This window comes from Chryseobacterium taklimakanense (genome assembly GCF_900187185.1).
In the GTDB taxonomy this organism is placed as follows: Bacteria; Bacteroidota; Bacteroidia; order Flavobacteriales; family Weeksellaceae; genus Planobacterium; species Planobacterium taklimakanense.
Genome location: NZ_LT906465.1, coordinates 1,811,863 through 1,836,873 on the forward strand (window position 1 = coordinate 1,811,863; position 25,011 = coordinate 1,836,873).

19 protein-coding genes and 3 tRNA genes are annotated in these 25,011 nt (G+C 41.6%); 10 read left to right on the top strand and 12 right to left on the bottom strand.

What is annotated here, in order from left to right:
* Positions 1 to 28: 28 nt before the first annotated feature.
* From CKV81_RS08615 to CKV81_RS08625, 3 genes are read left to right on the top strand one after another with little or no spacing between them, the layout of a single operon-like run.
* Positions 29 to 1,315, top strand: a complete 1,287-nt coding sequence (locus tag CKV81_RS08615) for a sigma-54 interaction domain-containing protein (protein WP_095072408.1) — start codon at positions 29 to 31, stop codon at positions 1,313 to 1,315.
* Positions 1,315 to 1,878, top strand: a complete 564-nt coding sequence (locus tag CKV81_RS08620) for an LptE family protein (protein WP_095072411.1) — start codon at positions 1,315 to 1,317, stop codon at positions 1,876 to 1,878. Before CKV81_RS08615 ends, CKV81_RS08620 begins: the two co-directional genes overlap by 1 nt.
* Entirely contained in the window at positions 1,879 to 3,477 is a 1,599-nt protein-coding gene (locus CKV81_RS08625; RefSeq protein WP_095072413.1) for a hypothetical protein, read from the top strand. It begins immediately after the preceding gene.
* 191 nt (positions 3,478 to 3,668) lie between these two features.
* Here the strand turns inward: CKV81_RS08625 and CKV81_RS08630 are convergent, their stop codons facing one another.
* From CKV81_RS08630 to CKV81_RS08645, 4 genes are all read right to left on the bottom strand, one after another.
* The gene (locus CKV81_RS08630) at positions 3,669 to 4,226 is read right to left on the bottom strand and encodes a class I SAM-dependent methyltransferase (protein WP_095072415.1); all 558 of its coding nucleotides are present in this window, start codon (positions 4,224 to 4,226) and stop codon (positions 3,669 to 3,671) included.
* A 76-nt stretch (positions 4,227 to 4,302) separates the two neighbouring features.
* Positions 4,303 to 4,386, bottom strand: a tRNA-Leu gene (locus tag CKV81_RS08635).
* 13 nt (positions 4,387 to 4,399) lie between these two features.
* Positions 4,400 to 4,472: transfer RNA gene (locus CKV81_RS08640), tRNA-Gly, on the bottom strand.
* A 42-nt stretch (positions 4,473 to 4,514) separates the two neighbouring features.
* Positions 4,515 to 4,596: transfer RNA gene (locus tag CKV81_RS08645), tRNA-Leu, on the bottom strand.
* Between the two features lie 164 nt (positions 4,597 to 4,760).
* On the opposite strand from CKV81_RS08645, the gene CKV81_RS08650 reads away from it, so the two are divergent.
* Positions 4,761 to 5,147 carry a DUF3127 domain-containing protein gene (locus tag CKV81_RS08650; RefSeq protein ID WP_095072417.1) on the top strand — a complete coding sequence of 129 codons (387 nt, stop codon included), beginning with the start codon at positions 4,761 to 4,763 and terminating at the stop codon, positions 5,145 to 5,147.
* A gap of 52 nt (positions 5,148 to 5,199) precedes the next feature.
* Complete coding sequence (gene aat, locus CKV81_RS08655; RefSeq protein WP_095072420.1) at positions 5,200 to 5,841, top strand: leucyl/phenylalanyl-tRNA--protein transferase; 642 nt, start codon at positions 5,200 to 5,202, stop codon at positions 5,839 to 5,841.
* Positions 5,842 to 5,890: 49 nt separating this feature from the next.
* On the opposite strand, the gene CKV81_RS08660 is transcribed toward aat, so the two are convergent.
* Complete coding sequence (locus tag CKV81_RS08660) at positions 5,891 to 7,957, bottom strand: DUF5689 domain-containing protein (RefSeq protein WP_095072422.1); 2,067 nt, start codon at positions 7,955 to 7,957, stop codon at positions 5,891 to 5,893.
* Positions 7,958 to 7,979: 22 nt separating this feature from the next.
* A complete protein-coding gene (locus CKV81_RS08665; protein ID WP_095072423.1) occupies positions 7,980 to 10,787 on the bottom strand; it encodes a TonB-dependent receptor in 2,808 nt (935 codons plus the stop codon).
* 198 nt (positions 10,788 to 10,985) lie between these two features.
* Between CKV81_RS08665 and CKV81_RS08670 the strand changes: the two genes are divergently transcribed.
* Together CKV81_RS08670 and CKV81_RS08675 are read left to right on the top strand one after the other, a co-directional pair.
* Positions 10,986 to 12,179 (top strand): endonuclease/exonuclease/phosphatase family protein, encoded by a 1,194-nt coding sequence (locus CKV81_RS08670; protein WP_095072425.1) that lies wholly within the window; start codon positions 10,986 to 10,988, stop codon positions 12,177 to 12,179.
* Positions 12,180 to 12,248: 69 nt separating this feature from the next.
* On the top strand, positions 12,249 to 12,662 hold the full coding sequence (locus CKV81_RS08675) for a DUF6146 family protein (RefSeq protein WP_095072427.1): 414 nt from the start codon (positions 12,249 to 12,251) through the stop codon (positions 12,660 to 12,662).
* Between the two features lie 19 nt (positions 12,663 to 12,681).
* On the opposite strand, the gene CKV81_RS08680 is transcribed toward CKV81_RS08675, so the two are convergent.
* The 4 genes from CKV81_RS08680 to CKV81_RS08695 all read right to left on the bottom strand — a co-directional run bounded on the left by CKV81_RS08680 (position 12,682) and on the right by CKV81_RS08695 (position 18,252).
* Positions 12,682 to 13,902 carry an aminotransferase class V-fold PLP-dependent enzyme gene (locus CKV81_RS08680; RefSeq protein WP_095072429.1) on the bottom strand — a complete coding sequence of 407 codons (1,221 nt, stop codon included), beginning with the start codon at positions 13,900 to 13,902 and terminating at the stop codon, positions 12,682 to 12,684.
* 244 nt (positions 13,903 to 14,146) lie between these two features.
* Entirely contained in the window at positions 14,147 to 15,277 is a 1,131-nt protein-coding gene (locus CKV81_RS08685) for a serine hydrolase domain-containing protein (protein ID WP_258454067.1), read from the bottom strand.
* A 161-nt stretch (positions 15,278 to 15,438) separates the two neighbouring features.
* Complete coding sequence (locus tag CKV81_RS08690) at positions 15,439 to 16,980, bottom strand: glycine--tRNA ligase (protein WP_095072434.1); 1,542 nt, start codon at positions 16,978 to 16,980, stop codon at positions 15,439 to 15,441.
* Positions 16,981 to 17,181: 201 nt separating this feature from the next.
* A complete protein-coding gene (locus tag CKV81_RS08695; RefSeq protein WP_095072436.1) occupies positions 17,182 to 18,252 on the bottom strand; it encodes a DUF389 domain-containing protein in 1,071 nt (356 codons plus the stop codon).
* A 110-nt stretch (positions 18,253 to 18,362) separates the two neighbouring features.
* On the opposite strand from CKV81_RS08695, the gene CKV81_RS08700 reads away from it, so the two are divergent.
* The gene (locus tag CKV81_RS08700) at positions 18,363 to 19,382 is read left to right on the top strand and encodes a quinone-dependent dihydroorotate dehydrogenase (RefSeq protein WP_095072438.1); all 1,020 of its coding nucleotides are present in this window, start codon (positions 18,363 to 18,365) and stop codon (positions 19,380 to 19,382) included.
* A gap of 9 nt (positions 19,383 to 19,391) precedes the next feature.
* Here the strand turns inward: CKV81_RS08700 and CKV81_RS08705 are convergent, their stop codons facing one another.
* Positions 19,392 to 20,636: a DUF445 domain-containing protein gene (locus CKV81_RS08705; RefSeq protein WP_095072441.1), complete on the bottom strand. Its 1,245-nt coding sequence runs from the start codon at positions 20,634 to 20,636 to the stop codon at positions 19,392 to 19,394.
* A 235-nt stretch (positions 20,637 to 20,871) separates the two neighbouring features.
* Here CKV81_RS08705 and msrB point away from each other — a divergent pair, with 235 nt between their 5' ends.
* Together msrB and CKV81_RS08715 are read left to right on the top strand one after the other, a co-directional pair.
* Entirely contained in the window at positions 20,872 to 21,315 is a 444-nt protein-coding gene (gene msrB, locus CKV81_RS08710) for a peptide-methionine (R)-S-oxide reductase MsrB (RefSeq protein ID WP_095074401.1), read from the top strand.
* Between the two features lie 131 nt (positions 21,316 to 21,446).
* Positions 21,447 to 22,205, top strand: coding sequence for a murein L,D-transpeptidase catalytic domain family protein (locus CKV81_RS08715; protein ID WP_095072443.1), 759 nt, complete (start codon positions 21,447 to 21,449; stop codon positions 22,203 to 22,205).
* Positions 22,206 to 22,332: 127 nt separating this feature from the next.
* Here CKV81_RS08715 and CKV81_RS08720 read toward each other — a convergent pair whose 3' ends face one another.
* The gene (locus tag CKV81_RS08720) at positions 22,333 to 24,999 is read right to left on the bottom strand and encodes a TonB-dependent receptor domain-containing protein (RefSeq protein WP_095072445.1); all 2,667 of its coding nucleotides are present in this window, start codon (positions 24,997 to 24,999) and stop codon (positions 22,333 to 22,335) included.
* Between the last annotated feature and the right edge of the window lie 12 nt (positions 25,000 to 25,011).

Here is a 25,011-nt window from a genome sequence, read left to right on the forward strand (position 1 = left end):
AGAAAAATATTAAAATTTTAAACAGAAAATGACCGACCTTCAATCCATAAAAACACGCTACGGCATCATAGGCAATTATCCTGCGCTCAACCGGGCTCTGGAAAAAGCCATTCAGGTGGCACCGACTGATATTTCAGTTCTTGTCATCGGAGAATCGGGTGTCGGAAAAGAATTTATTCCGAAAATTATCCATTCTGAATCCAGAAGAAAACATCAGCCATATATCGTCGTGAACTGCGGGGCAATTCCCGAAGGAACAATTGATTCCGAACTTTTTGGACACGAAAAAGGCGCTTTTACAGGTGCGACTTCCACGAGAAAAGGCTATTTTGAGGTGGCCGACGGCGGAACTATATTTTTGGACGAAGTTGGAGAACTCCCTCTGCAGACGCAGGTCCGTTTGCTTCGAGTGCTGGAAAGTGGCGAATTTATGAAAGTCGGCTCCTCACAAGTGCAGAAAACAGATGTGAGAATTGTGGCAGCCACCAACGTCAATATGATGAAAGCCATTCAGGACGGGCGTTTTCGTGAAGATCTGTATTACCGGTTGAATACGGTGCAAATCGATATGCCGGCATTGCGTGACAGGAAAGGCGACATTCATCTGCTTTTCAGGAAATTTGCAATTGATTTTGCCGAAAAATACCGAATGCCGGAACTTCAACTGACCGATGATGCGGTTTCATACCTCGAAAATTATTCATTCCCGGGAAATGTGCGGCAGCTGAGAAATCTGGTGGAGCAAATGACCGTTGTGGAGCAAAAACGTGAAATAAACTCCGTGTGTCTCGCAGAATATATTCCTGTGCAGGCCAATTTACCGGCTGTAGTTCAGAAAAATCAGCCAGGCAGCATTTCCACCTCAGAATTTCACTCCGAAAGGGAAATCATGTACAAGATCCTTTTCGATATGCGAAACGACATAAATGATTTAAAATCCTTAACTTCGGAACTGATAAAGAACAGGGGAACCGGCGGCTTCAGCAACCAGGAGCAGGATTTGATCAACAGGATTTATACTCCGGAAAAGCAGAGTGCTAATCCAAATTCGCTGCTTTACTTCGAAAACAGCAACCGTAATCCGGTAAATCCAACAATCATTTCAAGCCCTAATGAAAATGATTATGATGATGTTGAAGATATCGAAGTGGAGGAAGCCCAACCCGTTTCACTGTCACTTCAAAACAATGAAAGAGAATTGATTGTGAGAGCTTTAGAGAAACATAAAGGGAGGAGAAATAAAGCCGCTGACGAACTGGGAATTTCCCAAAGAACGCTTTACAGAAAGATAAAACAGTATAATTTAGAAGATTAATGGAAAGATTTAAGAATTCGAATTACGGATTTCAGAAGAGCTTTGGAAGGCTTTTCACAATTTCCTTTTTCTCTTTTCTCCTCTTTCTTCAGGCCTGTTACAGTTTTACCAACTCGTCACTAAATCCGGACGTGAAAACGATTCAGATCAAAGATTTCATCAACAATGCTGCATTGGTAAATCCAACTTTGGCGCAGCAGTTTACGATAGACATCAATAACCGTTTCCTGCAACGCACCACCCTGAAAGGGGCAACCGAAAATCCCCACATTCTGATTGAAGGCGAAATCACGGACTATACGATATCCCCCACCACGATTTCATCGCCGGTAGAAAACAGTGTAGGCGGGCAAATTCAGGCGGCACAAAATAAATTGACGATTACCGTAAAGGTCCACTACGAAAATGCGATTGAACCTGAAAAGGGCTTTGACCGTACTTATTCGGACGAGGCGGTTTTCAGCAGTGATCTGGATATCAATCAGATAGAAGCTTCGCAGATTAAAATTGTGAACGAGAGGATCATCAACAAAATTTTCAACGATATTATAGCAGACTGGTAAATGAATGTGCGAGTTTTAGAATTATTAAAGAATCCTGAAAATATTCAGTCCGACGATTTAAAATTGCTTGAAAGCGAGATTAAATCTAAGCCTTATATTCAAAATATCAGGGCTTTGCATTTGTTAGGGACGCATCGTTTCAATCCCGAGATTTATCAGAAAATTCTTTCTGAAACCGCCGCATACACCACCGATAAGAAAATTCTTTATCACTTCATCAATAAAAAATCGGTTGGCGAAGCTGAAAAAATTTCTGTTGAGGGACAGGTCAATCAGCCGCAGAAGGAAAATTTAGAGCAGACCGCAGACGTTACTTTCAGCAATGTAAAAGAACCAACGTATGTTGAAATTAATGGTGAGAAAAACCGGATTTTGTTTAAAGGAGAGGAAAATTTCTTTGAATTTAAAGACGAAGAAGAAAACGACGGAGTTTCTTTAACGCAAAATCAACCTGAAGATATTGTTGAGCAAAAAATCTTTCCGGGGGAAATAGTTTATGAAGAAGAAAAAATCATAGAAACACAGAATTCTGAAACTGAAATGCTTGCCAGAAACTCCAGCACAGAAATTGACGATACGGAAATTGTAGAAGGACCTGAAAAAGTTGATCTGAATGAAGAGGTTTCTTCGGAAGTCAGTTTTCATGGAATTGATAACTTCTTTCCAAATATTGCAGTCCCTGTTGAAAAAAAGGTTGAAAACTACCAGCCAAAACATGCGCCAAACCGTCATGAAGAAGAAATGAAACGTTTAATCGCTGAAGTGGAAGCTAAAATAAAAGCCAGGAAACAGGCACAACCGGCTGCAGAAAAAACTGAAGAGGAAGATATGCCGAATTTTGAAACCAATTTTACAGAAACGCAGGAGTTTAATCTTAAAAAAACAGAAAACGAACCCGCAAAAGAAACTGTACAAACTGATAGTGATAAAACTTCTGAAGCTGTAGAACAACAACCCAAAGAAATTCAACCGGAAAAAATTCCAGTCCAAAATACAGCTTGGAAACCGATGTCATTGGTTACAAACACACCGGATGGTTTAATTAAAAAGGAAGAAAGTTTGAAGCTTCAAGAGAAACAGGAAGCAGCTAAAAATCAGCCAGATAAGGCAGCAGAATTTCAAGGAGAAATTACAGAAGAGGAAAGACCGGTTTTCAATGTGTCATTCTTTGCGCCGAGCGTTTCGAAAATTGAGGAAGAAAAAGCGGCCGAACTGGTGATTTCAAAAGCTGAGGATAAAGTACAGCCTCAGGACAGCAACGTTCCGCAGTTTATCAACACATGGCAAAAGTGGCTGAAGATTGAGCGCAGAGAACCGGAACCGTCAAAAGAAGAAATCAAGGAGAAGGCGATCGAAAAATTTATTGAAAATGAACCAAAAATTTCCAAATTGAAGGAGGAAACCACTTCTGTTGTGAAGGAAAAAGCTGGTGATATTTCCCACCTGATGACGGAAACTCTGGCAAAATTATACGTTGAGCAAAGACTTTACTCCAAAGCCATTAAAGCTTACGAAGTCCTGCAGCAGAAACATCCTGAAAAGTCAGATTATTTTGCAGAAAAAATCAGGGAGGTGAAGGATTTGCGAAGCGGGAAATAAATCATTTGTTAATTCCCGAAGTCACGAAGCCTTCGGATTACGAGTATCGCAACTTATCAATATTCCGTTCGATTTTATTGATCACTTTGTCTGAAAATTTTCTTTCGTCTTTTAGTTTGCGAACGGCGAATGGGCAGCGTTTTCTAAAGACCATAAAATGATAGTCTTCCCGTACCCAAATGCTGTATTTTTCAAAGAAAATCATTTCGAAACCTACACCTTCCAGATGTTGAAGAAGGGGAAGCAGCTGTACGGATTGGTCGATGGTTTGCAGTTTCATGTTCACGCACGTATTCGATGTATTCCGGATTGGGGATATTGATGCAAACGATCGAGTTTTCGTCCGTATAAGTGGAAATCTGGCGGAACAGGTTCCCGTGTAATGAAAGGGGAATATGCTCAATCACATCGAGCAGGGTTACGAAATTGAAATTTTTATCTTGTGGAATATATTTCACCGCATCTGCCGCAGTAAACAAAATATTAGTTTTTTCAGCAAGCTGCTTTTTTGCGGCTTCAATGCTCTTTTCGCTTAAATCTACGGCTTCAATAATGCCTCTTTTTACGCGCTTGGCCAGCAGTTTCGTGAAATTTCCAACACCGCAGCCCAATTCCAACACCGTAGAATCTGATTTCAGGCCCAGTTCAAAAAGCCTTTTGTAGAGTGAAATCAGGCTCTCGTTTGCGCCGCTTTCCGGATGGGTGTCTATAAAATCGTGGTAAGGTTTTGAAATTTCCTCTTGCTGCATAAAACTGTGTGTAAAAGAGGTTGATTATCAGTAAAAACAAAAACGCTGCCAATCACAGATTAACAGCGTTTTTAAGTACCCCAGACGGGACTTGAACCCGTACGTCCTTGCGGACACAGGATTTTAAGTCCTGCGTGTCTACCAATTCCACCACCAGGGCGAAGTAGAAAATGAGCGAAAAACGGGACTCGAACCCGCGACCCCAACCTTGGCAAGGTTGTGCTCTACCAACTGAGCTATTTTCGCAAAAAAAATTTCTAAAATCAAATTTTAGAAATTTACAAAAAGTGCGGATGAAGGGACTCGAACCCCCACGCCTCACGGCACCAGATCCTAAGTCTGGCGTGGCTACCAATTACACCACATCCGCATTTGATTAAAGAACTTCTCTTCTTTTTTGTGAGTGCAAATATATAGCTTTTTTAGTTTTAAAAACAAATTTTTTTGAAAAAATTTTTTTAACAATTAAGGATAAAGATTTTTCGGGATTTTATTTTGATTTTCCTATTTTTACATTCTCAAGATTTTAAAACTATGGAATTACAAGGCACAGTGAAGAAACTTTTTGAAACCCAGACTTTTGCAAGCGGTTTCCAAAAAAGAGAAATGATATTATTAACGCAGGAGCAGTATCCCCAGCCGATAAGCATCGAATTTTTATCTGAAAAAATATCTTTGCTGGATAATGTTTCAGAAGGGGATGAAGTGAAAGTTGGGATCAACATCCGCGGCCGGGAATGGACTTCACCACAGGGAGAAACCAAGTATTTCAACTCGATCACGGGCTGGAGGCTGGAAAAAGCTGCTGCCGGAAACAGCTACAATGAACCTACACAAGCTCAGCCTTCAGCAAATGCTACTACAGCTTCAGCTCCTGATAATCCTTTCGCTGAAGAGGAAGATGATGATTTGCCGTTCTGATTTTAGTGAAAAGAATAAATGAATTGTCCTACTTTTACGGTAGGATTTTTTTATGGTACAGTTAAGCGAAAATGAGATTTTCTTCCCCGATCCCACAAGTTATCATCCTTTGACCGGATTGATGGCCTATGGTGGCGATCTGTCACCGGAAAGGATCTGGCTTGCATATCAGCTGGGAATCTTTCCATGGTATAATCCTGGGGAAGAAATTCTGTGGTGGTGCCCGGATCCCAGATTTGTGCTGTATCCGGACGAGCTTAAAATATCAAAATCCATGCGGAAAATCCTCCGGCATGAGGTCTTTACCTTTACCGAGAATCAATATTTTGAAGAAGTGATGCGCAGCTGCATGCAGGTTCCGAGAAAAGACCAGGATGGAACGTGGATTTCTGAAGAACTCATTTCATCTTTTGTGCAGCTTCACCAAGAAGGAAAAGCCATGAGCGTCGAAGTGTGGAAAAATAAAGCGTTGGTAGGTGGTTTTTATGGAGTGGTTGTAAATAATGTTTTTTGTGGGGAAAGTATGTTCTCTAAAGTCAGCAACGCGTCGAAAGCGGGATTTATTCACTTCGTGGAAAAATATAAAAATGAATTTGAGCTGATTGACTGCCAGATTCATTCTGAACATCTGGAAAGTCTTGGGGCAAGGATGATTCCGAAGCTGGCATATCTGAAAATTCTTTACACAAAATAAAAAAAGCCGCATTACGCGGCCTTTCATACTGTTTTTCTTTCAGGTTTTATTATTTAGCACCTGAAATTTTCACATTGTCAATTTCCCATGTTGCAGCTGCACTGGTGGTCGAAGTATATTTAAAAGCAACAAATATTTTCTTGCCTGCATAAGCTGCAAGATCGATATTTCCGGAGTTAGCCCATCCATAGGCACCTTCGTCTGTATCAAGGGTTGGGTTCAGTTTCACCCAGTTTGTTGTTGCCGGATTCCCGGTGTAGTTTTCAGTAATGTATGTTTCGATATCATTACCGGCAAATCTTTTGTCGTTGTCGAATGAAAGGAAATACTTATCGTAACCCGTCAGTTCAACGGCATTTTTGCTGATCAGCCAGTCTTCGTTGGCAAAATTACCTCCCTGAAAGCCGCTTATTACGGCGAAAGTGTTTCCTGAAATGGTCTGGGTTCTCCAGCCCTGGGTTCCGGTAATGCTTACGGCATTCCATTTGGTAAGGTCAGCAAACGGATCTTCGAAAATAGCTGTGAATTTCATTTTTGGAGGCAATGTTCCGTCACATCTCGGGTTATCAAGATCGATATCTCTCAGTTTTGTAATCCTAAGCTGATAAGCTCCTCTGAATATTTGCAGAACAGCGTACACGTCTCCTTTTCCGGTGTCCATTTGTACGTTATTTGCCAGAAGCGGCTCATCTTTTGTTCCAAAATCTGCTCTGCCGTTTGTTCTCAGGATAATCTTATTGCCACTGCAGTCTTCAAGAGTTCTGTTGGTATCTGACGTACCGTCGGCAAAGTTTTTCCAAAGATCGGCGTTTGTAACCTGCAGGTCTTTGATTTTTATCCATTTTCCAACATCTGCAGTCGTAAGGGATGAAATCGTTCTTTCAGTAGCAGTAACCGCTGAAATAGGGGTATCGTTGGCAAAGAAATGCTTGTAAGTATCTGCCAGTTCTACCTGGCCCACATTTCCGTTGAAAAGTCCGCCAAGCTGCAGTTCGCCGTCTTTATCACCAATATAAAGGTCTTTCAGGTTTACTGTAAGCATTCTTCCCACCTGGAATCTTTTGTCCAGATAAAGGTCATTCATATTGATATTGATTCTGATACCGCCCGTTGCATCTTCTACATAAAGATATTTAAACAGGTTTCCTGTCTGGTCATTGGCTGTAACTTTTGCTGTAAGTGTTGCGTTATCTTTTATTAACGTCGGATTGGTTGCTGACTTGTAAATCGCTTTTGCCTGAGCTACGGTAAGTTTAGAAGCATTGGGGTCTGCAGCACAAGGTGCAACTTTTTTGTCGAGTCTCGGGCCGTTCATTTCCAGGTCTGTATCTCTTACAATATAGAACTGGTAAGTTGTTCTGAATTTGCTCAGAATACCTACGAATTTACCGTTGCCTGAAGGGAGCGTTTTGGTAGCAAAAGTCGCGTAACCGCTGTTTCTGGCTACTTTTGTAGTAGCTGCAGTGTGGGTAGGGTCTGTAAGTCCCCGGTCCGCACTTGTTCCATCCGGAGCATATTGTAAGCAAAGTGTGTTGGCGTGGAACTCCGCATTGTTGATTTGGATTAGGGCTCCTACCAAAGCATCGTTCGCTGGCTTCACCTCTGCGAGAGTCATCACTTTCGGGATGATGGCAGCTTTTTCAGTACAAGATTTCACGATATTGGTTGGAACCATTTTCTCAGGAATTCTGCCGAACACGTTAGCGGCATCCATTGCGCCCAGCTGTATGAAATCACCATATTTACCCATTGCAAGGCCTTTCAGTTTGATGTAGACTTTGGACCCTTGTGGAAAATTAGCATAAGTACTGACAGCATCCACACTGATGACCAGACCCTGAGTCGGATTTTCCGGTTTATCCTGAATGTAGAGGTATTTGTATATGTTTCCTGTTTCATCTGAAGATGAGACATAACCTTCAACGACATCATCTGTAGTGAAAGTCTGGTCCTGTGGCATAGCCTTCAGTTCGGCAAGAGTTTTTGTAGCCTTCAGGTCGCCACACTGATAGGACAGATCCGGTGTGCCGTATTTATCATCGTGCACACAACCTGTTAGCAGTAATGCCGAAAGGATTACCAGTAACAACTTTATATATGAACTTAAAAATTTCATTTCTTGTGAATTTTTATTTTAATTAAAATCTAAAGTAAACATTTGCAAAGAAGGTTGTTCCCCTGTCGTACCAAAGTTTTGGCCCGAAAAGCGGGGTTTCTCTCTGGCTTTCAAGATAGGCTTCGCGGAAATTTGATTTTCTGCCCTGCTCGAATCCGCCGGTAACATAATCTCTGTTGTTCAGGATATTATTAACGCTGATGCTGGCTCCCACCCTGTATTTGCCAAACTGGAATGTTTTACCTGCGTTGGCGTTAATCATAAACTGATCTTCAAATTTGGTCTGCTTCAGCAGCGCAGCCACATTTTCTTCAGTTGCACCAGGAATTTCAATCTTTGTCTGGGAGTCCGTAATCGGAAGATAATTGTCCCCTGTTAATGGATTGGTGTAGAAGTTAGGCGTTCTGTTAAGAACGGAGAAATCAAGATATTGGTCTGCAAGATAATTCGCAGAGGCTCCAAACCACCAGAATTTCGGACTGTTATATCTGAAGCCTAACGAAGCTGCTTTCTGTGGGGTGCCGGCAATTTTATAGCCTTTGATATTGGCTTTCCCGTAGTATTCCGCACCTCTGGCATATTTTTCGTCGTCGGTACTGATGTAAACATCAGGATTGTTTTGGTAAGTATAATCCCCGTAACTGCCGACAGCGATGATATTGAAGGTTGGTGATAATTTGATATCCGCACCAAGTTCTATGCCCTTGTATCTTTTTTCAGTTCCTGCCAATACTTCAGTGGTGAATCTGTCGCCTTGTCCCGAATCGTCAAGCTCGGCAAAATACCTTGAAATTTCGGTAGCATTGCTGATGTCGGTCCAATATCCGGAAAGCCTCAATTTAAGAACCTGCCCTCTTACAATATAGCTTAATTCGTTTGAATTGATAATCTGATTGTCTACGCCAGGTGTTACATAATCGCTTACTCTTGGGTTGATGAAAATTTCATTAAGCGTCGGTGCCAGGCTGAATAAAGTTCCGTTGTACACGATAAAGTTTTTACCGTTGATCTTATAAGTTACTCTGGCTTTTAGTCCGGCATCGAAGGCGTCATACACTGCACTTTCCCCTTTGGAATTGTCCTGATAGAAATGATTCCTGTAATGCCCGTTTCTCTGAGATTCTGAATAGCCACCGAAAGCGGAAGCCATCAAATTCCATTTTGGAAAATCAATTTCTGTAGACGCATTGAAAACGTAGCTGTCGCGGAAAAGTTCGTAAGAGTACTGGGTTCTTTGTCCTTCGTACACCTTCACATCTTCGCTGTCCAGGTTGAATCTGTTGTCTGCCCCGAACGCATCAAGATTAAGCGCGAAGTCTGCACCCAAAAGGTCTTTAATCCTTCTGAAATTATCAGAATTTAATTTTTGATAATTAAAGTTGAGGTTCAGCTTCCAGGTATCGCTCAGCTTGGTATCAAAATGAGAGACGAAGTTGTAGGTTTTGTCTTCATTCACGTCGTCTACAAGGGTGTAAATGGCTCTTCTACCTTCAATGTCATTTCCTGCAGCATCTTTGCCGTAGCTTATTCCCATATAATTTTTTGCAGCAGCAACGCCGTAGTTTTGCTGGTATAGTCCCAGCCAGTCGATCTGGCTGTTGGTTACAAACTCATCTTCAGTATAATTTCCGAAGCTTGGTAATTTTCTGTAATAAGTTGGGTTGGGATCGGCGCCATGAAACCAGTCTAAGCGGCTTCTGGCGTCGCTTCCCTGCTGGTAAGAAAATGTATTGTTCCAGTTGCTGGCTTTTCCAATTTTGTTATAAGTCTGAAGCATAAAGATCGGCTCGAACGTTTTCCGGATTCTGGAATTTCGTTTTTCACCGTCTTGCCAACCCCAGTATGAGTTGTAGTTTTTACCCATGATATCATATGCTTCCTGAGTATTCGGGCTGTTTGATGCTCTGTAAGTGGGCGCACCAAATGCGGTAAGGTTCATAGAAAACCTGTCGCTGAACTTTTTCTCAATAGAACCGAAATATGCGTAAGAATCCTGATATGTTCCATCAATTACGCCCTCTTCTGCCCATCTGCGGCTTCCAGAAAAAGTAAACGCCCAGCCGCTCGGCAACATCCCTGTAGAATAGGTCGCCATCGCTCTGTGTCTGTAACTTCTGTTTGTAAAGGAGTAAGCTAATGAAGTTCCTTTTCTGTAATTGGAAGCTCTGGTATTGTAATAAACCAAACCGCCCAGATTACCGAAAGCATTTTCGGATGGCGTGATATTGTCAACGTTTTCCTGTGGATATCTGGTAACGTCGTTTAGGCCGCCCCAGTTGCTGAAATCTATACGGCCGTCATCATTTTTAGACATCGACACCCCATTGAACAAAACATCTTCATATCTGTTGTCAACGCCTCTGGGCCTGAACCAGTAAGCTCCCAATTCAAATGCTGCTACATTTTGGAAGGCGTCTCTGCCGGAGCTTAAGAGGCCAACCGTCGGCTGCATGGAGCTGCCGTCATCGTCTGCCGCGGCATCGTCAATTACAATAACGCCCAGATCTGAAGTTGTAGCAGCTGGAATAAGGCTGATCACACCCAAATCCTTTCTTTTCTCGCCTTCTGTTACAGCAAAATCTACGGTCTTGCTTTCTAAACCGGCTTTGGAAACAATGATCTGATATTGCCCCGGCTGCAGGTTTACAAATTGGAAATACCCGATCTTGTCTGCTGTAACATCATCGGATGACTGTACTAAATCTACGTCAGCTCTCTCTACAGGGTTTCCCTGTGCGTCTTTTACGTAAGCATAGACAGTAGTCTGCGCGTAGTAAAACGATGCCGGAAGCAAAGTAAAAAGTGAGATTAGTGATAATTTTTTTATCATGATTTAAAAAATTGTATTTCAGGTTTTTGCCAGTTTAAAAGTGGGGTTGCAAATTTAATATTTTTAAATTATTAGTATGCACTTAAAACCTTTATTTTATGTAATTGATATGTTAAAATATATTAACCTGATTTAATTTTAGGATAAACGAGTAATCTAAGATACAGATTGTTTAAATTTGTAACACAATTACTAATAATGAAAAGACTGTTTATCTTTGCCACTCTTTTAAGCTTTGGTTTTATATTCTGTCAAAAGCAGGTGCAGCGGGCAACTGTAGCCTTTTTAAATGTTGAAAACGTTTGGGATACCATCCCGTCAGCGGATTATATCGACGGAACTTTACCGCTCAATAACCCGAGGTTTCACCGGAGTGTACCAATCGATTCTTTAAAGTATCTTCCCGTAACTGAAGATTATAAAGGTGTTTGGAGCGATTCTCTACTTATCGGTAAAAAAGTAATCAGGCATCAGATCCTCGCCGACGAATTCACTCCAAAAAGCCCTAAGAATTACAATACCAAAGTTTTTAATCAGAAACTGAACAATATTACAAAAGTAATTTCAGAGCTTGGTAGGCAGTACACGAATAACGCTCCTGTAATTGTCGGACTTATTGAAGTGGAAAACAGGCAGGTTGTGGAAGCGATTGTAAAACATCCCACCCTTGCAAAATACGATTATGGGATCGTTCATTATAATTCTTATGATGCCAGAGGAATTGATGTCGCAATCATCTACCAAAAGAAAAGATTTGTACCCACGAAAACTTATAAAAAAGAAGTTGTAAACTTTGATGATGAGGGCAAAAGGTCATACACCAGAGATATTTTGGTGGCAGAAGGCCTTTTGGATGGTGAGAAAATCGCTGTATTCATGAATCACTGGCCGTCCAGAAGTGGTGGTGAAGCAAGATCGATGGCGAGGAGAAATGCTGCGGCTGCAGTTTTGAAAAAAGAAATGGATAGGCTGAGAAAAGAAGATCCTTCGGTTAAGCTTTTTGCGATGGGCGATTTCAATGACCATCCCGTGAGCCCGTCACTTAAAAAACACCTTGGCGCTGTAGGTGACCCGAAAGAGCTTTCTGATTCTTCACCGTATTATAACTTAATGACAAAACTTTACAAGGCCGGCGTAGCTTCACTGGCTTACCGTGATGCACCGAATCTATTTGACCAAATCATCGTTTCCAAAAACTTGGTTTCTGATAAAATTTCTGATAAATATTCAATTTTCAAGGCTGAAATTTACGCTCCGCCTTATATGATAACCCGAGAGGGGCAGTGGAAGGGTTACCCGTTCCGCTCATGGAGTGGCGATGTGTATACAGGTGGGTACAGCGACCACTTTCCGGCCGTCGCGGTGGTACAGCGAGAATTTGTAAAGAAATAAAAAATCAGCCGCAGCAATGCGGTTTTTTTGGCTCTTAATTTGCTGATTATTAATTCGTAAATTCTTATTATGAAAAAGGCATTTTACCTGTTAGCGCTTCTGGCAGTCTTTACCATAAGCTGCACGCCGCAAAAACCAAATCCGGAAAATCAGACCGTAATGAAACCGGAGAAAAATGATGACGGCGAGTGGGATATTGATGTGATCGACTCTCAATATGATTATTTCCTGAACGCCATTGCCAAACCGATGAGCATGTACACCGAATCTTACCTGAAAACCAGAAATCAGTTTTTGGTGAGCGAATGGAATTCTTACTACTACAGCGGCCGCTATCGGAATGTTATCGAATCAGCGATTGATTATGATCCCAATGAAAATTATGGTTTAAAGTTCGAGTACAAACTTTACCAGGTTTTCGCCTACGTGCACTGGAAATACGGCTTACGAATGCAGGGCTTAAGTGCGACAGACCGGCGATGAAAATAAATTTCATAAAAAATCAGCTCAGCATTCGCTGGGCTTTTTTTACGCCCTCGGCCAAAGCATCGATCTCTTCGAAAGTATTATAAACCGCAAAACTTGCACGTACCGTTCCGGCAATTTTATAATAATCCATAATCGGCTGAGTGCAGTGGTGCCCTGTTCTTACTGCAATCCCCATTTTATCCAGGATCATCCCCGCATCTGAAGCAATTCCCGCACCTTCTAATGTGAAGGAAACCACACCAGTGCGTTTTGCTTTCTCACCATAGATTTTTAGATTTTCTATTTCCAGGAGTTTTTTTTGAGCGTACTCCAGAAGGGCATTTTCATGGTTTTGAATATTTTCGTGACCGATGCTTTCAATAAAATCTACAGCTGCTCCCAGAGCAATATTGCCGCCAACATTAGGTGTGCCGGCTTCAAATTTAAAAGGGAGGTCAGCATAAGTTGTGCCGTCAAAGGAGCAGGTCGCGATCATCTCGCCGCCACCATGGAAAGGCTGAATTTTCCTCAGGATATCTTCTTTGCCGTAAAGAATTCCGACACCCATAGGCGCGTACATTTTGTGTCCTGAAAAGGCGAAGAAATCGCAGTCCATCCTCTGCACATCTATTGCGAAATGAGGTGCTGACTGGGCGCCGTCGATCACAATAAAGGCACCTGAATTTTTTCTTGTTTTTGAAATGATTTCTTCGATTGGGTTTAAGATTCCCAATGCATTGGAAACGTGGTTTACGGAGACAATTTTTGTTTTTTCGTTTAAATGTTTATCTAAAAAATCGAGTTGAAGGATGCCGTTTTCATCCATTGGGATCACCTTCAGCTTTGCGCCGGTCCTTTCGCACAGCATTTGCCAGGGAACGATGTTGGAATGGTGTTCCAGATGAGAAATAATGATTTCGTCGCCGGCTTTTATTTCTTGGGTTAAAGCGTAAGCCAGAAGATTGATGCTTTCCGTCGTTCCTCTGGTGAAAATCACCTCGTAATCATGCTTAGCATTGATGAACTTCTGAATTTTCCTCCGTGAAAGCTCCATTTCCTCAGTAGCCAACTGGCTTAAAGTGTGGATGCCACGGTGGACGTTGGCATTGAGGGTTTCGTAATATTTGGTCCAGCTTTCAATCACCGAAACAGGCTTTTGCGAAGTGGCAGCATTATCAAAGTAAACCAATGGTTTGCCATTGATCTGCTGCTGAAGAATCGGGAATTGTGACCGGATGTACTGTAAATTGAACATTGCTCTTATTTAGAATGGTTCAAATTTACGGAATATTTTCCGCAATAGGGATAGTAGCGGAAATCCTTTTGTATGAAATGGAAAAGCGGGGCACAAAAGATTGCAGCGGATAGCCCGGTTTTGTAAAATGCGTGGTTTATGGGTTGGCTTTACAAAAATTGCCCTTACTGAAATTAAAGAAAGCTGCGCCCAATCCTTCGGACACGCAATGCTAATTTTATCTGGCAGAAATTATTTCTGAAATTTAAAAATTATCCGCCACCTGATTGACAATAAACTCCACCTGAACGGGTCTTCCCTTTTTATCTTTTGGCTGATTGTCGTAGCTTCCGGTCCTTACGATGACCATTTGTTTTTCGGGAACCACGATGATATACTGGCCCAGAAGTCCCCAAAAATAATAGTGTTTGTATTTCGCATCCTGATTGATCCAAAGTCCCATGCCGTAAGCTTCGTTTGAGAGCTTGGTGGGCGTGCGCATTTGTTGGATGAAATTCCTGTTGAAAAGCTGCAGGGAATCTACTTTTCCGTCGTTGAGCATTAATTGCCCCAGTTTAGCAAAATCCCTTGGAATGGCGTTGATGCAGCAGAAAGTTTTTTCCATTCCGTTGTCGTCGGTGTTCCATTCGGCGTTGTGCTCCATTCCCAGCGGTTGCCATATTTTAGATGAAAGGTAGCTTGCCAGAGGTTGGTTAACCGCTTTGCGGACCGCAAACCCTAAAAGCTGCGTTGCGCCGCTTTGATACTGGAATCTTGTCCCCGGCATTTCTTTAAAACCTTTCAGAAAGACGGCTTCTGCCAGGCTGTTGCCGTAATAAGCCTTTGCATTTGGAGTAAATGGATTTTTGTAATCCTCGTTCCAGTTCAGCCCGGCTTCCATTTTTGCCAGGTTTTCCAGAGTGAGGTTTTTCCCAAGTTCAACATTGGCGTAGTTGTCGTAAAAATCGGAATAAAGCTCATTTTGTGATTTTATTTTGCCGTCATCTATGGCTTTTCCGTATAAAAGTACGGTGACTGCCTTGGCCATCGAAAAAGAATTGGTTTTCGAATCTTTAGTATAGCCATCCCAATACTCTTCGTGGAGTAATTTTCCGTTTTTTATAATGAGAAAAGAAGCGGTTTTGCTTGCCTTCAAATCTCTTAATAATTTCTCGGGAAGTTTCTTTTTATTATAATTCTCATCTTTTTGCCATGGTTTTGCGGTGCCGGCAATTACTGTATGGCTCGGAAAAAGACCGCCGTCGTCAATCGTTGCGCTGTTCTCGCCGCGCAAATAAGTTTTCGCGATACCTTTAAAAAGATATTCGTACCGGAATGTGTAGGCAAGTACCACAATAACTGCCAGAAAAACGGCTATTCCCTTTAAGATTTTCACTGTAAACAGATTTGAAAACAAATTTAAATAAAAAAGCCCCGAAAAGTCGGAGCTTGATTTATATTTTGAATAGATTTTTGCGACACAAAGCGCACCGGGCATTCACAAAGCATACAAAATTTATTATATGTACCGTGGAACAGAGTCAATAAACTTGCAGATTAAATTTTAGAAAGCAGGTTTCTGAAATTGGTTTTCTCGTCGATAATTCTTCTCAAATCGGCCACCTGAACCCTTTCCTGCTGCATGGTATCACGGTCCCTAAGAGTTACCGTATGATCTGTTAACGAATCATGGTCGATGGTGATGCAGAACGGTGTTCCAAGGGCGTCATTTCTTCTGTAACGTTTACCAATGCTGTCTTTTTCCTCGTAGATGAGGTTGAAATCGTATTTCAGATCGTTGAAAATTTTCTCAGCATATTCGCCCAGTCCGTCTTTTTTCATCAAAGGTAAAATCGCGGCTTTTACCGGAGCCAATGCCGGCGGAAGTGAAAGTACAGTTCTTTCGGAACCGTCTTCCAAAACTTCATCTTTCAGGCAGTGCGACATCAGTGCAAGGAACATTCTGTCGAGTCCTATTGAGGTTTCCACCACATAGGGCGTGTAATTTTCGTTTCTTTCCGGATCGAAATACTGTAATTTTCTGCCAGAGTGCTGTTCGTGGGCACTTAAATCGAAATCAGTTCTGGAGTGGATGCCTTCCAGTTCTTTAAAACCAAATGGAAATTTGAACTCAATATCAGTAGCAGCGTTTGCATAATGGGCCAGTTTTTCATGGTCGTGAAATTTGTAGTTTTCTTCACCCAAACCTAAAGCCAAATGCCAGTTGAGGCGTTTTTGCTTCCATTCTTCATAATGTTTCAGTTCGGTTCCCGGCTGCACGAAAAACTGCATTTCCATCTGCTCGAATTCGCGCATTCTGAAGATAAACTGCCGCGCAACAATCTCATTCCTGAAGGCTTTGCCGATCTGTGCAATACCAAACGGGAGCTTATGCCTGGAAGTCTTCTGAACATTTAAAAAGTTAACGAAAATACCCTGCGCAGTTTCCGGACGCAGGTACAGATCCATCGCGTTGTCTGCTGATGCTCCGAGTTTTGTGCCGAACATGAGGTTGAACTGCCTTACATCCGTCCAGTTCTTGGAACCGGTGTCAGGGTCGGCTATTTCAAGCTCTTCAATCAATGCTTTTACATCAGCAAGGTTTTCTGTTTCCAGGGATTTTGCCATTCTGGAAAGGATGGTTTTCTGCCTTTCACGGTATTCCATCACCCTGGCGTTTGTGTTTTCAAACTGTTCTTTTTCGAAAGCGTCACCAAAACGTTTCGCAGCTTTTTCTATTTCTTTCTGGGCTTTGTCTTCCAGTTTTGCGCAGTAATCTTCAATCAAAACGTCGGCGCGGAAACGTTTTTTGGAATCTTTGTTATCGATTAACGGATCATTGAATGCATCCACGTGCCCGGAAGCTTTCCAGGTGGTTGGGTGCATGAGGATGGCAGCGTCGATCCCCACAATGTTTTCGTTCAGCTGAACCATCGCTTTCCACCAGTACTGCTTGATATTGTTTTTCAGCTCGGCGCCGTTCTGACCGTAGTCGTAAACCGCTGAAAGCCCGTCATATATCTCTGAACTTGGGAATATAAAACCGTATTCTTTTGCGTGAGAAATCACCTTCCTGAAAACATCTTCCTGTTTTGCCATAATCTTAAAATAGAATTTGCACAAAAATAGGGATTTTAAAATGATTTTATAAAAGAAAAGGCAGCCTCAATTGCATCTCATCAAAGGTTTTTAACTGAAGATAATCGTCAAAACTATAAAAATCTACACCTCACCGAAGCGGTTTGGCAATTCAAATAAGAACGGGTTGATTACTTAATTTTACTAAGAGAAACGATTACATTATTTTTTCCCTTTTTCGATACGGATATTTTGATTTTTTTGATTTTCGAGCTGCAATCTCAGTGCATTGATCTGATTCTGTAAATATTCGATATCTGTATTGTTCCTCGCCGTTTTGGAATAATGCCAGATCAGGTTGATGTCTTTTATCATCTGGTCATGCTGCAGAAGTTCATCTTTTGGAATGAATGTGCTGTCATTCAGAATGGTGATGTCCAGATATTTTTTATTGTTATTTTCAAAAGCTCTATAATTAAGGATAGCGATTTCCGGATTTTTCTCCCTGATGCGCTTTATATAGTTATCGGCTCTTTGTTTCAGGTTTTCGTCATTCCATTTTTTTATGGTGAAGAATAGGCTGGGCAAAACCGCAAGAATCGAAAGAACTGTAACGAGAATTGACGCGTTTCTGTTCATCTTGTTGTCTTTTTCCAGATAATATTTCTGATAGCCGAGAATTATACTTAAGATCCACGTGCCCACGCCGATAAAAACACAATTAATCAGATAAAAATATAACCCACCCAAGAAATATTCCCAGTTCAGGTTCGCCAGTCCGTAACCTGCGGTACAAAGCGGCGGAATACAGGCTGTGGCAACCGCAACCCCGGCAATAACCTTAATCGCCTCTTTTCTGGTAATTCCCAAAAACCATGCAAACCCACCGAAAAGCGCCAGAAAACAGTCGAAGACGGTAGCATCCTTAAAAGCTGCCAACTGTGAGGTTTCTGAATGAAATGGAGTGATGACAAAGTAAACTGTTGACGCCAAAAGGCCGGTTAAGACCATAATTGTCCAGTTCCAGAGCGAAAGTTTGATGAGGCCTTTGGCTTTGATGGAAAGCCCGAAAGCCAAACCAACCACCGGCCCCATCAGCGGTGAAATGAGCATTGCCCCAATCACTGCCGCGGGAGAATTGATGTTGAGCCCCACACAGGCAATACCCATGGAAAGCACCAGCAGCCAAAGATTGTGCCCCCGGAAATATACCCCTTCCTCGATCTCGGCGTAAGTTTGTTTTTCTTCTTCCTCCTTCGGGAGACGCAGGGTATTTTTAAAACTGTAAGGCATCAAAATCGGTTTTAAACAAAATTATCTAAAAATTCGCGAAAGAGAAATCTAGATGAAATAAACTTTTATTAAAATCAGGAATTCAGTAAATTTGCAAAACCTTTTTTTCAATGTACAAAAGCATCATCCGTCCTTTTCTCTTCAAACTCGATCCAGAAAAAGCGCACCACCTTACATTTTCAGTGCTTAAAAAACTTGGTTTTCTCTCAAAATATTTTTTGGCTAAACCCGTTGAAGACAAACGCCTGGAACGTGAAGTTTTTGGCCTTAAATTCAAAAATCCGGTAGGCTTGGCTGCGGGTTTGGATAAAGATGCCGTTGCCTTCAAGGAGCTTTCTGATCTCGGATTTGGATTTATTGAGATAGGCACGCTTACGCCAAAAGCACAGCCCGGCAATGATAAAAAAAGGCTTTTCAGATTGGTTGAAGATTCCGGCATCATCAACAGAATGGGTTTTAATAATGGTGGAGTAGATGCGGCTGTAGAGCGCCTTAAGAAAAACAAAAACGTACTCATCGGCGGAAATATTGGTAAAAACAAAGTCACGCCGAATGAAGAAGCGGTCAACGATTATAAGATCTGTTTCGGGAAACTGTTTGATTATGTGGATTATTTTGTGGTAAACGTTTCTTCGCCTAACACCCCAAATCTTCGTGCGCTACAGGATAAGGAACCGTTAACTAAGCTTTTAGGTGAGCTTCAGAGGATGAATTTGGAAAAGCCCAAGCAAAAACCAATTCTCCTGAAAATTGCCCCTGATTTGACCGAGGAGCAGCTTCTTGATATCATAGATATTGTAAAGGATACCAAAATCGCAGGCGTAATCGCAACCAATACCACGCTATCGCGCGAAGGATTGAGGTCTGAAAACAAAAAAGAAACCGGCGGGCTTTCCGGGAAGCCACTGGCGAAACGCTCCACTGAGGTCATTCGTTTCCTGTCGGAAAAGAGTGGTAAAGCATTCCCCATCATCGGTGTCGGTGGAATTCATACTGCAGAAGATGCGCTCGAGAAACTGGAAGCCGGCGCAAGCCTTGTTCAGCTCTATACCGGATTTATTTATGAAGGCCCGCAGCTGATTAGAGAAATAAACCAGGCGCTGTTAAGTCCGCGAAAATCAAATTCGTAGCCCCAAATTTTAAATTAAGAAATGCGAAAGCGTGTAGATCAGCAACCCGACCAGGCCGCCCACCAAAGTCCCGTTTACACGTATAAACTGTAAATCTTTTCCAACCTCAAGTTCCAGTTTGTTGGAAAGTTCCTTGCCTTCCCAGTTGCCCACGGTTGAAGAGATCAGATCACCGAACTGGTGTGTGTTTTTCAGGATGTATTTATAAGCCGTGAAGCGGATCCAGTGATCGATTTTGTGCTGAAGTTTTTCGTCAGTTTGTAAGTTGTGAGAGAGTTCAATGATGTTTTTTCTGATATAATTTTTTAGGGCGGAATTTTCTGTTTCAAGTTCTTTAATCAAAGATTTTTTAATTGAATTCCAGATGTCCTGCGCGTACTGCTGTATTTTTTCTTCGTTCAGGAAACTGTCTTTTATGGATTGAAATTCATCCTGCCATTTTTCATTTGCCTTTAAATCCTCGGAGAATACCATCAGTTTACCAGTAATTTCCTGTCGAAGTGAATGTTCTGCATCATTTTCTACTTCCTCAAAATATTTGGAAAGCCCGGATGTAATCTTATCCGCAATCGCATCGTCTACAAACTTCGGAATCAGGGCGAAGCTTTCTCTTTTCACCCGTTCACGCACCATCTCCTGATTGTTCAGCACATAATCTTTAATTTGTTTTGAAAGTGAAGTCACCAGCCGCTGGTGGTCATTTTTTTCAAGAATATACTGAAGCCCGCTGCCAACAATCTGGTTGATTTTCCAGTCATGCGACATTTCTTTAGCCTTTCCTGAAATAAAGTTTACGACGCTTTTGTCTTCAAGTTTATTTAAAATATCAAGAACGATAACTGATGTTTCTGATATCAAGAGTTCCTGATTGCGTTCTTTTGAAAGCCATTCGCCCACAAAATTCGACACCTTTAATTTTAAAATATAGGGCCTTATGTTTTGCGGTGAAAGGAAATTCCCGACCACGAAACTCCCAAGATTGTCGCCAATCTGATCTTTTTTGTTCTGAATTAAATTGGTATGAGGAATTTTCAAACCCAATGGATGGTGAAAAAGCGCCGTAACTGCGAACCAGTCTGCCAGCGCACCAACCATAGCTGCCTCCGAAAACGCACGAACATACCCGATCCAGTGCGAATTATCAGATTTCTGAAGAATGGTCGTTATAATAAAAACCGTCGCCATCAGAACAAAAAGCCCGGTGGCAAATGCTTTGTATTTACGGAGTTGTCTGCGTTTTTCTTGGTCGGTCATTTAAAACAAATTTAGTAAATTTATAAGCCACAAAAGGGAGAAAAGTTTTTTGGTTATTTTTAAGCGAACAAAAACAGATCTTCGATGTGAACTTTGTGTTCTCTTGTCACAATGGTTAATTACCTTGTTCTTTTGTAACTTTTGTGGTTATATTATGAAGCTTTTATATCTCATATTCACGTTCATTTTTCTGCAAGCATGCTCGCAGGCCAATCAACCTATAAAATCAACTGCAATGGAAAATCAATCAGCAAAAAACAATCCATATTTCTCCAGAACTGATACGGCAAAAGTAAATATCTCCGATGATGAGTGGAAAAAAATCCTTTCGCCGGAACTTTACGATATTGCGAGAAACGCCGCAACGGAACGGCCCCATACCGGAAAGTACAACGAATTCGATCAGGTTGGTGAGTATTATTGTGCCGCCTGCGGAAACCATTTGTTCAAAAGTGACCAAAAATTCGCCTCCACCTGTGGTTGGCCAAGTTTTTTTGAAGCGGATAAAAACGGCGTGGCGTACAAACGCGATTCATCCTATGGGATGGAAAGGATAGAAGTGGTCTGCAAAAGATGCGATTCCCACCTCGGGCATGTGTTCAATGATGGCCCAGCGCCAACAGGAATGCGGTACTGCATGAACTCAGTAAGCCTGGATTTTGTTCCGGAAAAGAAATAATTTCCCTATAAAATATTTCACTTTAAAAGTTAAAGTATTATAAAATTGAGTTAAAGTTTTTCATTTTAACCATCTGATATTTATGTTTTTATAAATTTGCACCCGGATTTAAGTTAACATAATATATTTAGATGAAGAAATTAGTTTTAGCTCTTACGGTTACGTTTGCTGTCGCCACCTCATATATATCATCCGACAGAGTTGTGAATTCTGAAGCAGTAACTGCCGATACTTTAGCGGCACCCGTAAGAATCAACAATGCAAAACCCATCGAGACCAAAATGCTTTCTGCAGCTGAGAGATTATACCAGGATATTGATTTCTCATCAGGAACAAAATTGAGTTTTGATGTATTTGAAAAAGCATTAAAAGGTTTTAACAATCTGAAGAAAGCCGGTGAAATCAGTGATTCTGCGAACCTTTTGACCGTTTGCGATTTCTCACTTTCTTCCAATACGAAAAGGCTTTGGGTGATTGATACTGAGACTGGTAAAATCCTTTTCAATTCTTTGGTTGCTCATGGCAAAAATACCGGCGAAGAATACGCAACTAACTTTTCCAACAGAGAAAATTCTTTGCAGAGCAGTATGGGATTTTATGTGACCGATGCAACCTATGAAGGCGAAAATGGATATTCATTAAGGCTTTTGGGAAAAGATAAAGGCTATAATGATGCAGCATTGCAAAGAGCAGTAGTTATGCACGGCGCTGATTATGTGAGTGAGGCTTTTGCGGCTCAGCACAAAAGAATCGGCAGAAGCTGGGGTTGCCCTGCGGTACCGAGAAATCTGGCTGCACCGATCATCAACACCATTAAGGGACAAAATGTTCTTTTTATATATTATCCGGATCAGGGTTATTTGAGTTCCTCGAAGTGGTTAAATTCATAATTATACTGTTAAATAATTGCTAAGAAAAGGCGTTCAAAATTTTTTTGAACGCCTTTTTGCTTTAGTCTTTGCTGCGACTACATTCAATTTACCCTTAAAAAGTGAATCGAGCGTGTGTGGCTTTTGTCTAAAATTTCAGATCTAAGCCCAGATAAACATTTGCCGTCATAACCGGAGCGTAAATCATTCCGCCGTCAAAGTAATTTCCGAACGGATTCTTGGCATCTATAATCGGATTTTTCTGCATCGTTGATGTCAGGTTCTCGCCGCCCAAATAAATTCGGGTTTTATCATTTAAATTTTTCGCAACCTGTGCATTTAAAGTGTTATACGGATCAGAATATTCCGGAAGCCTGAATTCTGCAGGATTGGAATTCAAATTAGGAAGTTTTTGCTTTCCGACTAAATTCAGTGTTGTATCAAACGTCCAGAAGCCACCTTTGTCATTTTTGGCCGTAGCGTAAGCCAGGTTTACGAAACCTCTGTGTTTTGCCATAAAAGGAATTTCACGCCTGCCGCCTTCGAAATCTGCCTGCACATCGTAGTATTTATAGGCCAGACGCACATCAAAATTCTTCGCTGGAGTCAGATCCCATTGGGTTTGGAAACTGTTAGCAAAGGATCTTCCGTCCAGATTATAGAACACCATTTTCTGTGGCGACTGGTCCAGATCCAATAAAACCTGATCTTTAAAATCTGTTCTGAAAAAATCAGCAATTACAGTGGATTTCCTTCCAAAAATTTTGAAATCCTGTTGAAGGCTCGCACCGTAGTTCCACGCGATTTCAGGTTTCAGCCCATAAATTTTCCCGCCGTTGTCTCGGATTTCAATGGCTCTGTTCGAGGCGAAATAACCTTGGCTTTCTGCAAAAACATTCGCAGTACGGAATCCTTTTCCTGCAGACAACCGTAGAATGGTTTTCGGAGTGAAATCATATTTAAAATTCAACCTCGGTGTAAACTGCGTTCCCGCCAAATTATGAAAATCGGTTCTGGCTCCGGCGACCAAGGTGTATCTTGCACCGGTTAAGGTGTATTCAAAGAATATACCAGGCACGGTCTCGGTTCTCCTGTAGTTTAAGCTAAGATAATCTTCATCGTATTTATCATAAAGAAAACTTGCACCTGTTTTATATTTATGATTGGTATTTCCGAAAATGCTTTCAAAAATTAAGTTCGAATATAGGGTGTTCTGCCTCCCGAAATAATTTCTTAAACCAAAGAAACTGTCCTGCTGGTGATAGGTGTATTGGTTCATCCAGCCAATACTCTGATAAGGTTTTCCTTTAAAAATATAGCCTGTTTTATTCCAAACCTGAAATCTGGAAATATCGATACCAACACCATAAGCAGGTTGTTCAGACTGATCCAGCGCTTTGTTATAATTCATTTGCCCGGCATTTCTTCTGTCCTGCAACGCATTAATCCCAAAATGCGTGCCCCAGCCGGAATGTTCCAAATCGCTGAAATTCAAAAGATAAGTTGCGTTCATTTGCGTGCCGGTCGGCTGATCCAGAAATCCGTCATCATTGGAATCTACTTTTGCAAAGGTTCCGTTCCCGTGGAACAGAATACTTTGGTTCCAATGGTCGTTTAGGGGCGAAACGTGGGTGATATTCAATTCGGTTCTGGCATTAATGTCTCCAAAGATGTTCATTGAAGTTTCCGTTTTATCCTGATGCTTCAAAAGTTCGGTGTTAATTTGTCCGGTAATGCTTTCATAACCGTTAGTGACGGTACTTCCTCCTTTGGTTAACTGAATTCCGCCAATCCAGCGACCCGGGATAAAATTTAATCCGTAAGCTGCAGCCAAACCTCTGATTTCCGGTAAAAGTTCTTTAGACAGAGCAGTGTATTTTTGGTCAAGGCCCAGCATTTTCAGCTGTTTGGTGCCCGTTACGGCATTGCTGTATGAAACATCAACAGTGGCATTGGTCTCAAAGCTTTCTGAAAGATTACAGCAGGCCGCTTTCAAAAGTTCTTTTCCACTGATATTAAACGTCAAACCTGCGTTTTTTCCGTCGATTGCAGTTGCGGCCTGTGCTTTCGTCACAGTCACGCCTTCAATTTGCTTATCAAAATGTTCATCGTGACTGCTGAAATCCTTTTTTGGCGCTACAGCTTCTTTACCGTCAGAATGCACATGTGGGTTGGGTTCTGTAAATTCTGTAGTCCTGTCGTAAAGGCAACATCCGGGAAGTTTTCTGTAAACCTCGTCTGGGGCTTTGAACTTTTCATTGTCGTGCCCCACATCTGCAATTTTTTTAAGGATAGCTTCGGCCGTAGTTTCAGCAGAATCGAAATCCAATGTTACTTTTTGTGTTGCTGCGTCCCAGATTGCAGTGGTTGCGCCGGCCTGTTTAGCGGTGCTTTCGATCCGGTCTTTACACATTTCGCAGTTGCCTTTCACAAAAAAGACCTTCTTCTCAGTTGGCGTAGAGGCATTTTGTTTAATGAAAGAAGGTTCGCGGTCATACAGGCAACATCCCGGAAGTTTGCTGTAAACAGCGTCGGGTGCAGTATATTTTTCGTTATCGTGGCCGGCATCTGCGATTTTTTTCAGGATGCCATCTGCAGTTGTTTTGTTGGGATCAAATTCGACCTGTAAAGTTTGGGTTTCAGAATTCCAGACCGCTGTTTTGGCGCCATTCTTTTTGGCAGTACTTTCGATCCGGTCTTTACACATGCTGCAGTTTCCTTTTACCAGAAATGTTCCGGTAGTTTGTGCAAATAAAAAGGTTTGGAATATGAGGCTGAAGAGGACAGCCAGTCCTGTTTTCAGATTTTTTTTCATTATATTAAATAG

Bases quoted from the DNA above. Each gene is read 5' to 3' on its own strand.
- CKV81_RS08705 (WP_095072441.1), bottom strand. From the start codon at position 20,636: ATGACCGACCAAGAAAAACGCAGACAACTCCGTAAATACAAAGCATTT.
- CKV81_RS08680 (WP_095072429.1), bottom strand. From the start codon at position 13,902: ATGTTCAATTTACAGTACATCCGGTCACAATTCCCGATTCTTCAGCAG.
- CKV81_RS08665 (WP_095072423.1), bottom strand. From the start codon at position 10,787: ATGATAAAAAAATTATCACTAATCTCACTTTTTACTTTGCTTCCGGCA.
- CKV81_RS08615 (WP_095072408.1), top strand. From the start codon at position 29: ATGACCGACCTTCAATCCATAAAAACACGCTACGGCATCATAGGCAAT.
- CKV81_RS08675 (WP_095072427.1), top strand. From the start codon at position 12,249: ATGAAAAAGGCATTTTACCTGTTAGCGCTTCTGGCAGTCTTTACCATA.
- CKV81_RS08715 (WP_095072443.1), top strand. From the start codon at position 21,447: ATGAAGAAATTAGTTTTAGCTCTTACGGTTACGTTTGCTGTCGCCACC.
- CKV81_RS08660 (WP_095072422.1), bottom strand. From the start codon at position 7,957: ATGAAATTTTTAAGTTCATATATAAAGTTGTTACTGGTAATCCTTTCG.
- CKV81_RS08625 (WP_095072413.1), top strand. From the start codon at position 1,879: ATGAATGTGCGAGTTTTAGAATTATTAAAGAATCCTGAAAATATTCAG.
- CKV81_RS08620 (WP_095072411.1), top strand. From the start codon at position 1,315: ATGGAAAGATTTAAGAATTCGAATTACGGATTTCAGAAGAGCTTTGGA.
- aat (WP_095072420.1), top strand. From the start codon at position 5,200: ATGGTACAGTTAAGCGAAAATGAGATTTTCTTCCCCGATCCCACAAGT.
- CKV81_RS08670 (WP_095072425.1), top strand. From the start codon at position 10,986: ATGAAAAGACTGTTTATCTTTGCCACTCTTTTAAGCTTTGGTTTTATA.
- CKV81_RS08700 (WP_095072438.1), top strand. From the start codon at position 18,363: ATGTACAAAAGCATCATCCGTCCTTTTCTCTTCAAACTCGATCCAGAA.
- msrB (WP_095074401.1), top strand. From the start codon at position 20,872: ATGGAAAATCAATCAGCAAAAAACAATCCATATTTCTCCAGAACTGAT.
- CKV81_RS08630 (WP_095072415.1), bottom strand. From the start codon at position 4,226: ATGCAGCAAGAGGAAATTTCAAAACCTTACCACGATTTTATAGACACC.
- CKV81_RS08720 (WP_095072445.1), bottom strand. From the start codon at position 24,999: ATGAAAAAAAATCTGAAAACAGGACTGGCTGTCCTCTTCAGCCTCATA.
- CKV81_RS08690 (WP_095072434.1), bottom strand. From the start codon at position 16,980: ATGGCAAAACAGGAAGATGTTTTCAGGAAGGTGATTTCTCACGCAAAA.
- CKV81_RS08650 (WP_095072417.1), top strand. From the start codon at position 4,761: ATGGAATTACAAGGCACAGTGAAGAAACTTTTTGAAACCCAGACTTTT.
- CKV81_RS08695 (WP_095072436.1), bottom strand. From the start codon at position 18,252: ATGCCTTACAGTTTTAAAAATACCCTGCGTCTCCCGAAGGAGGAAGAA.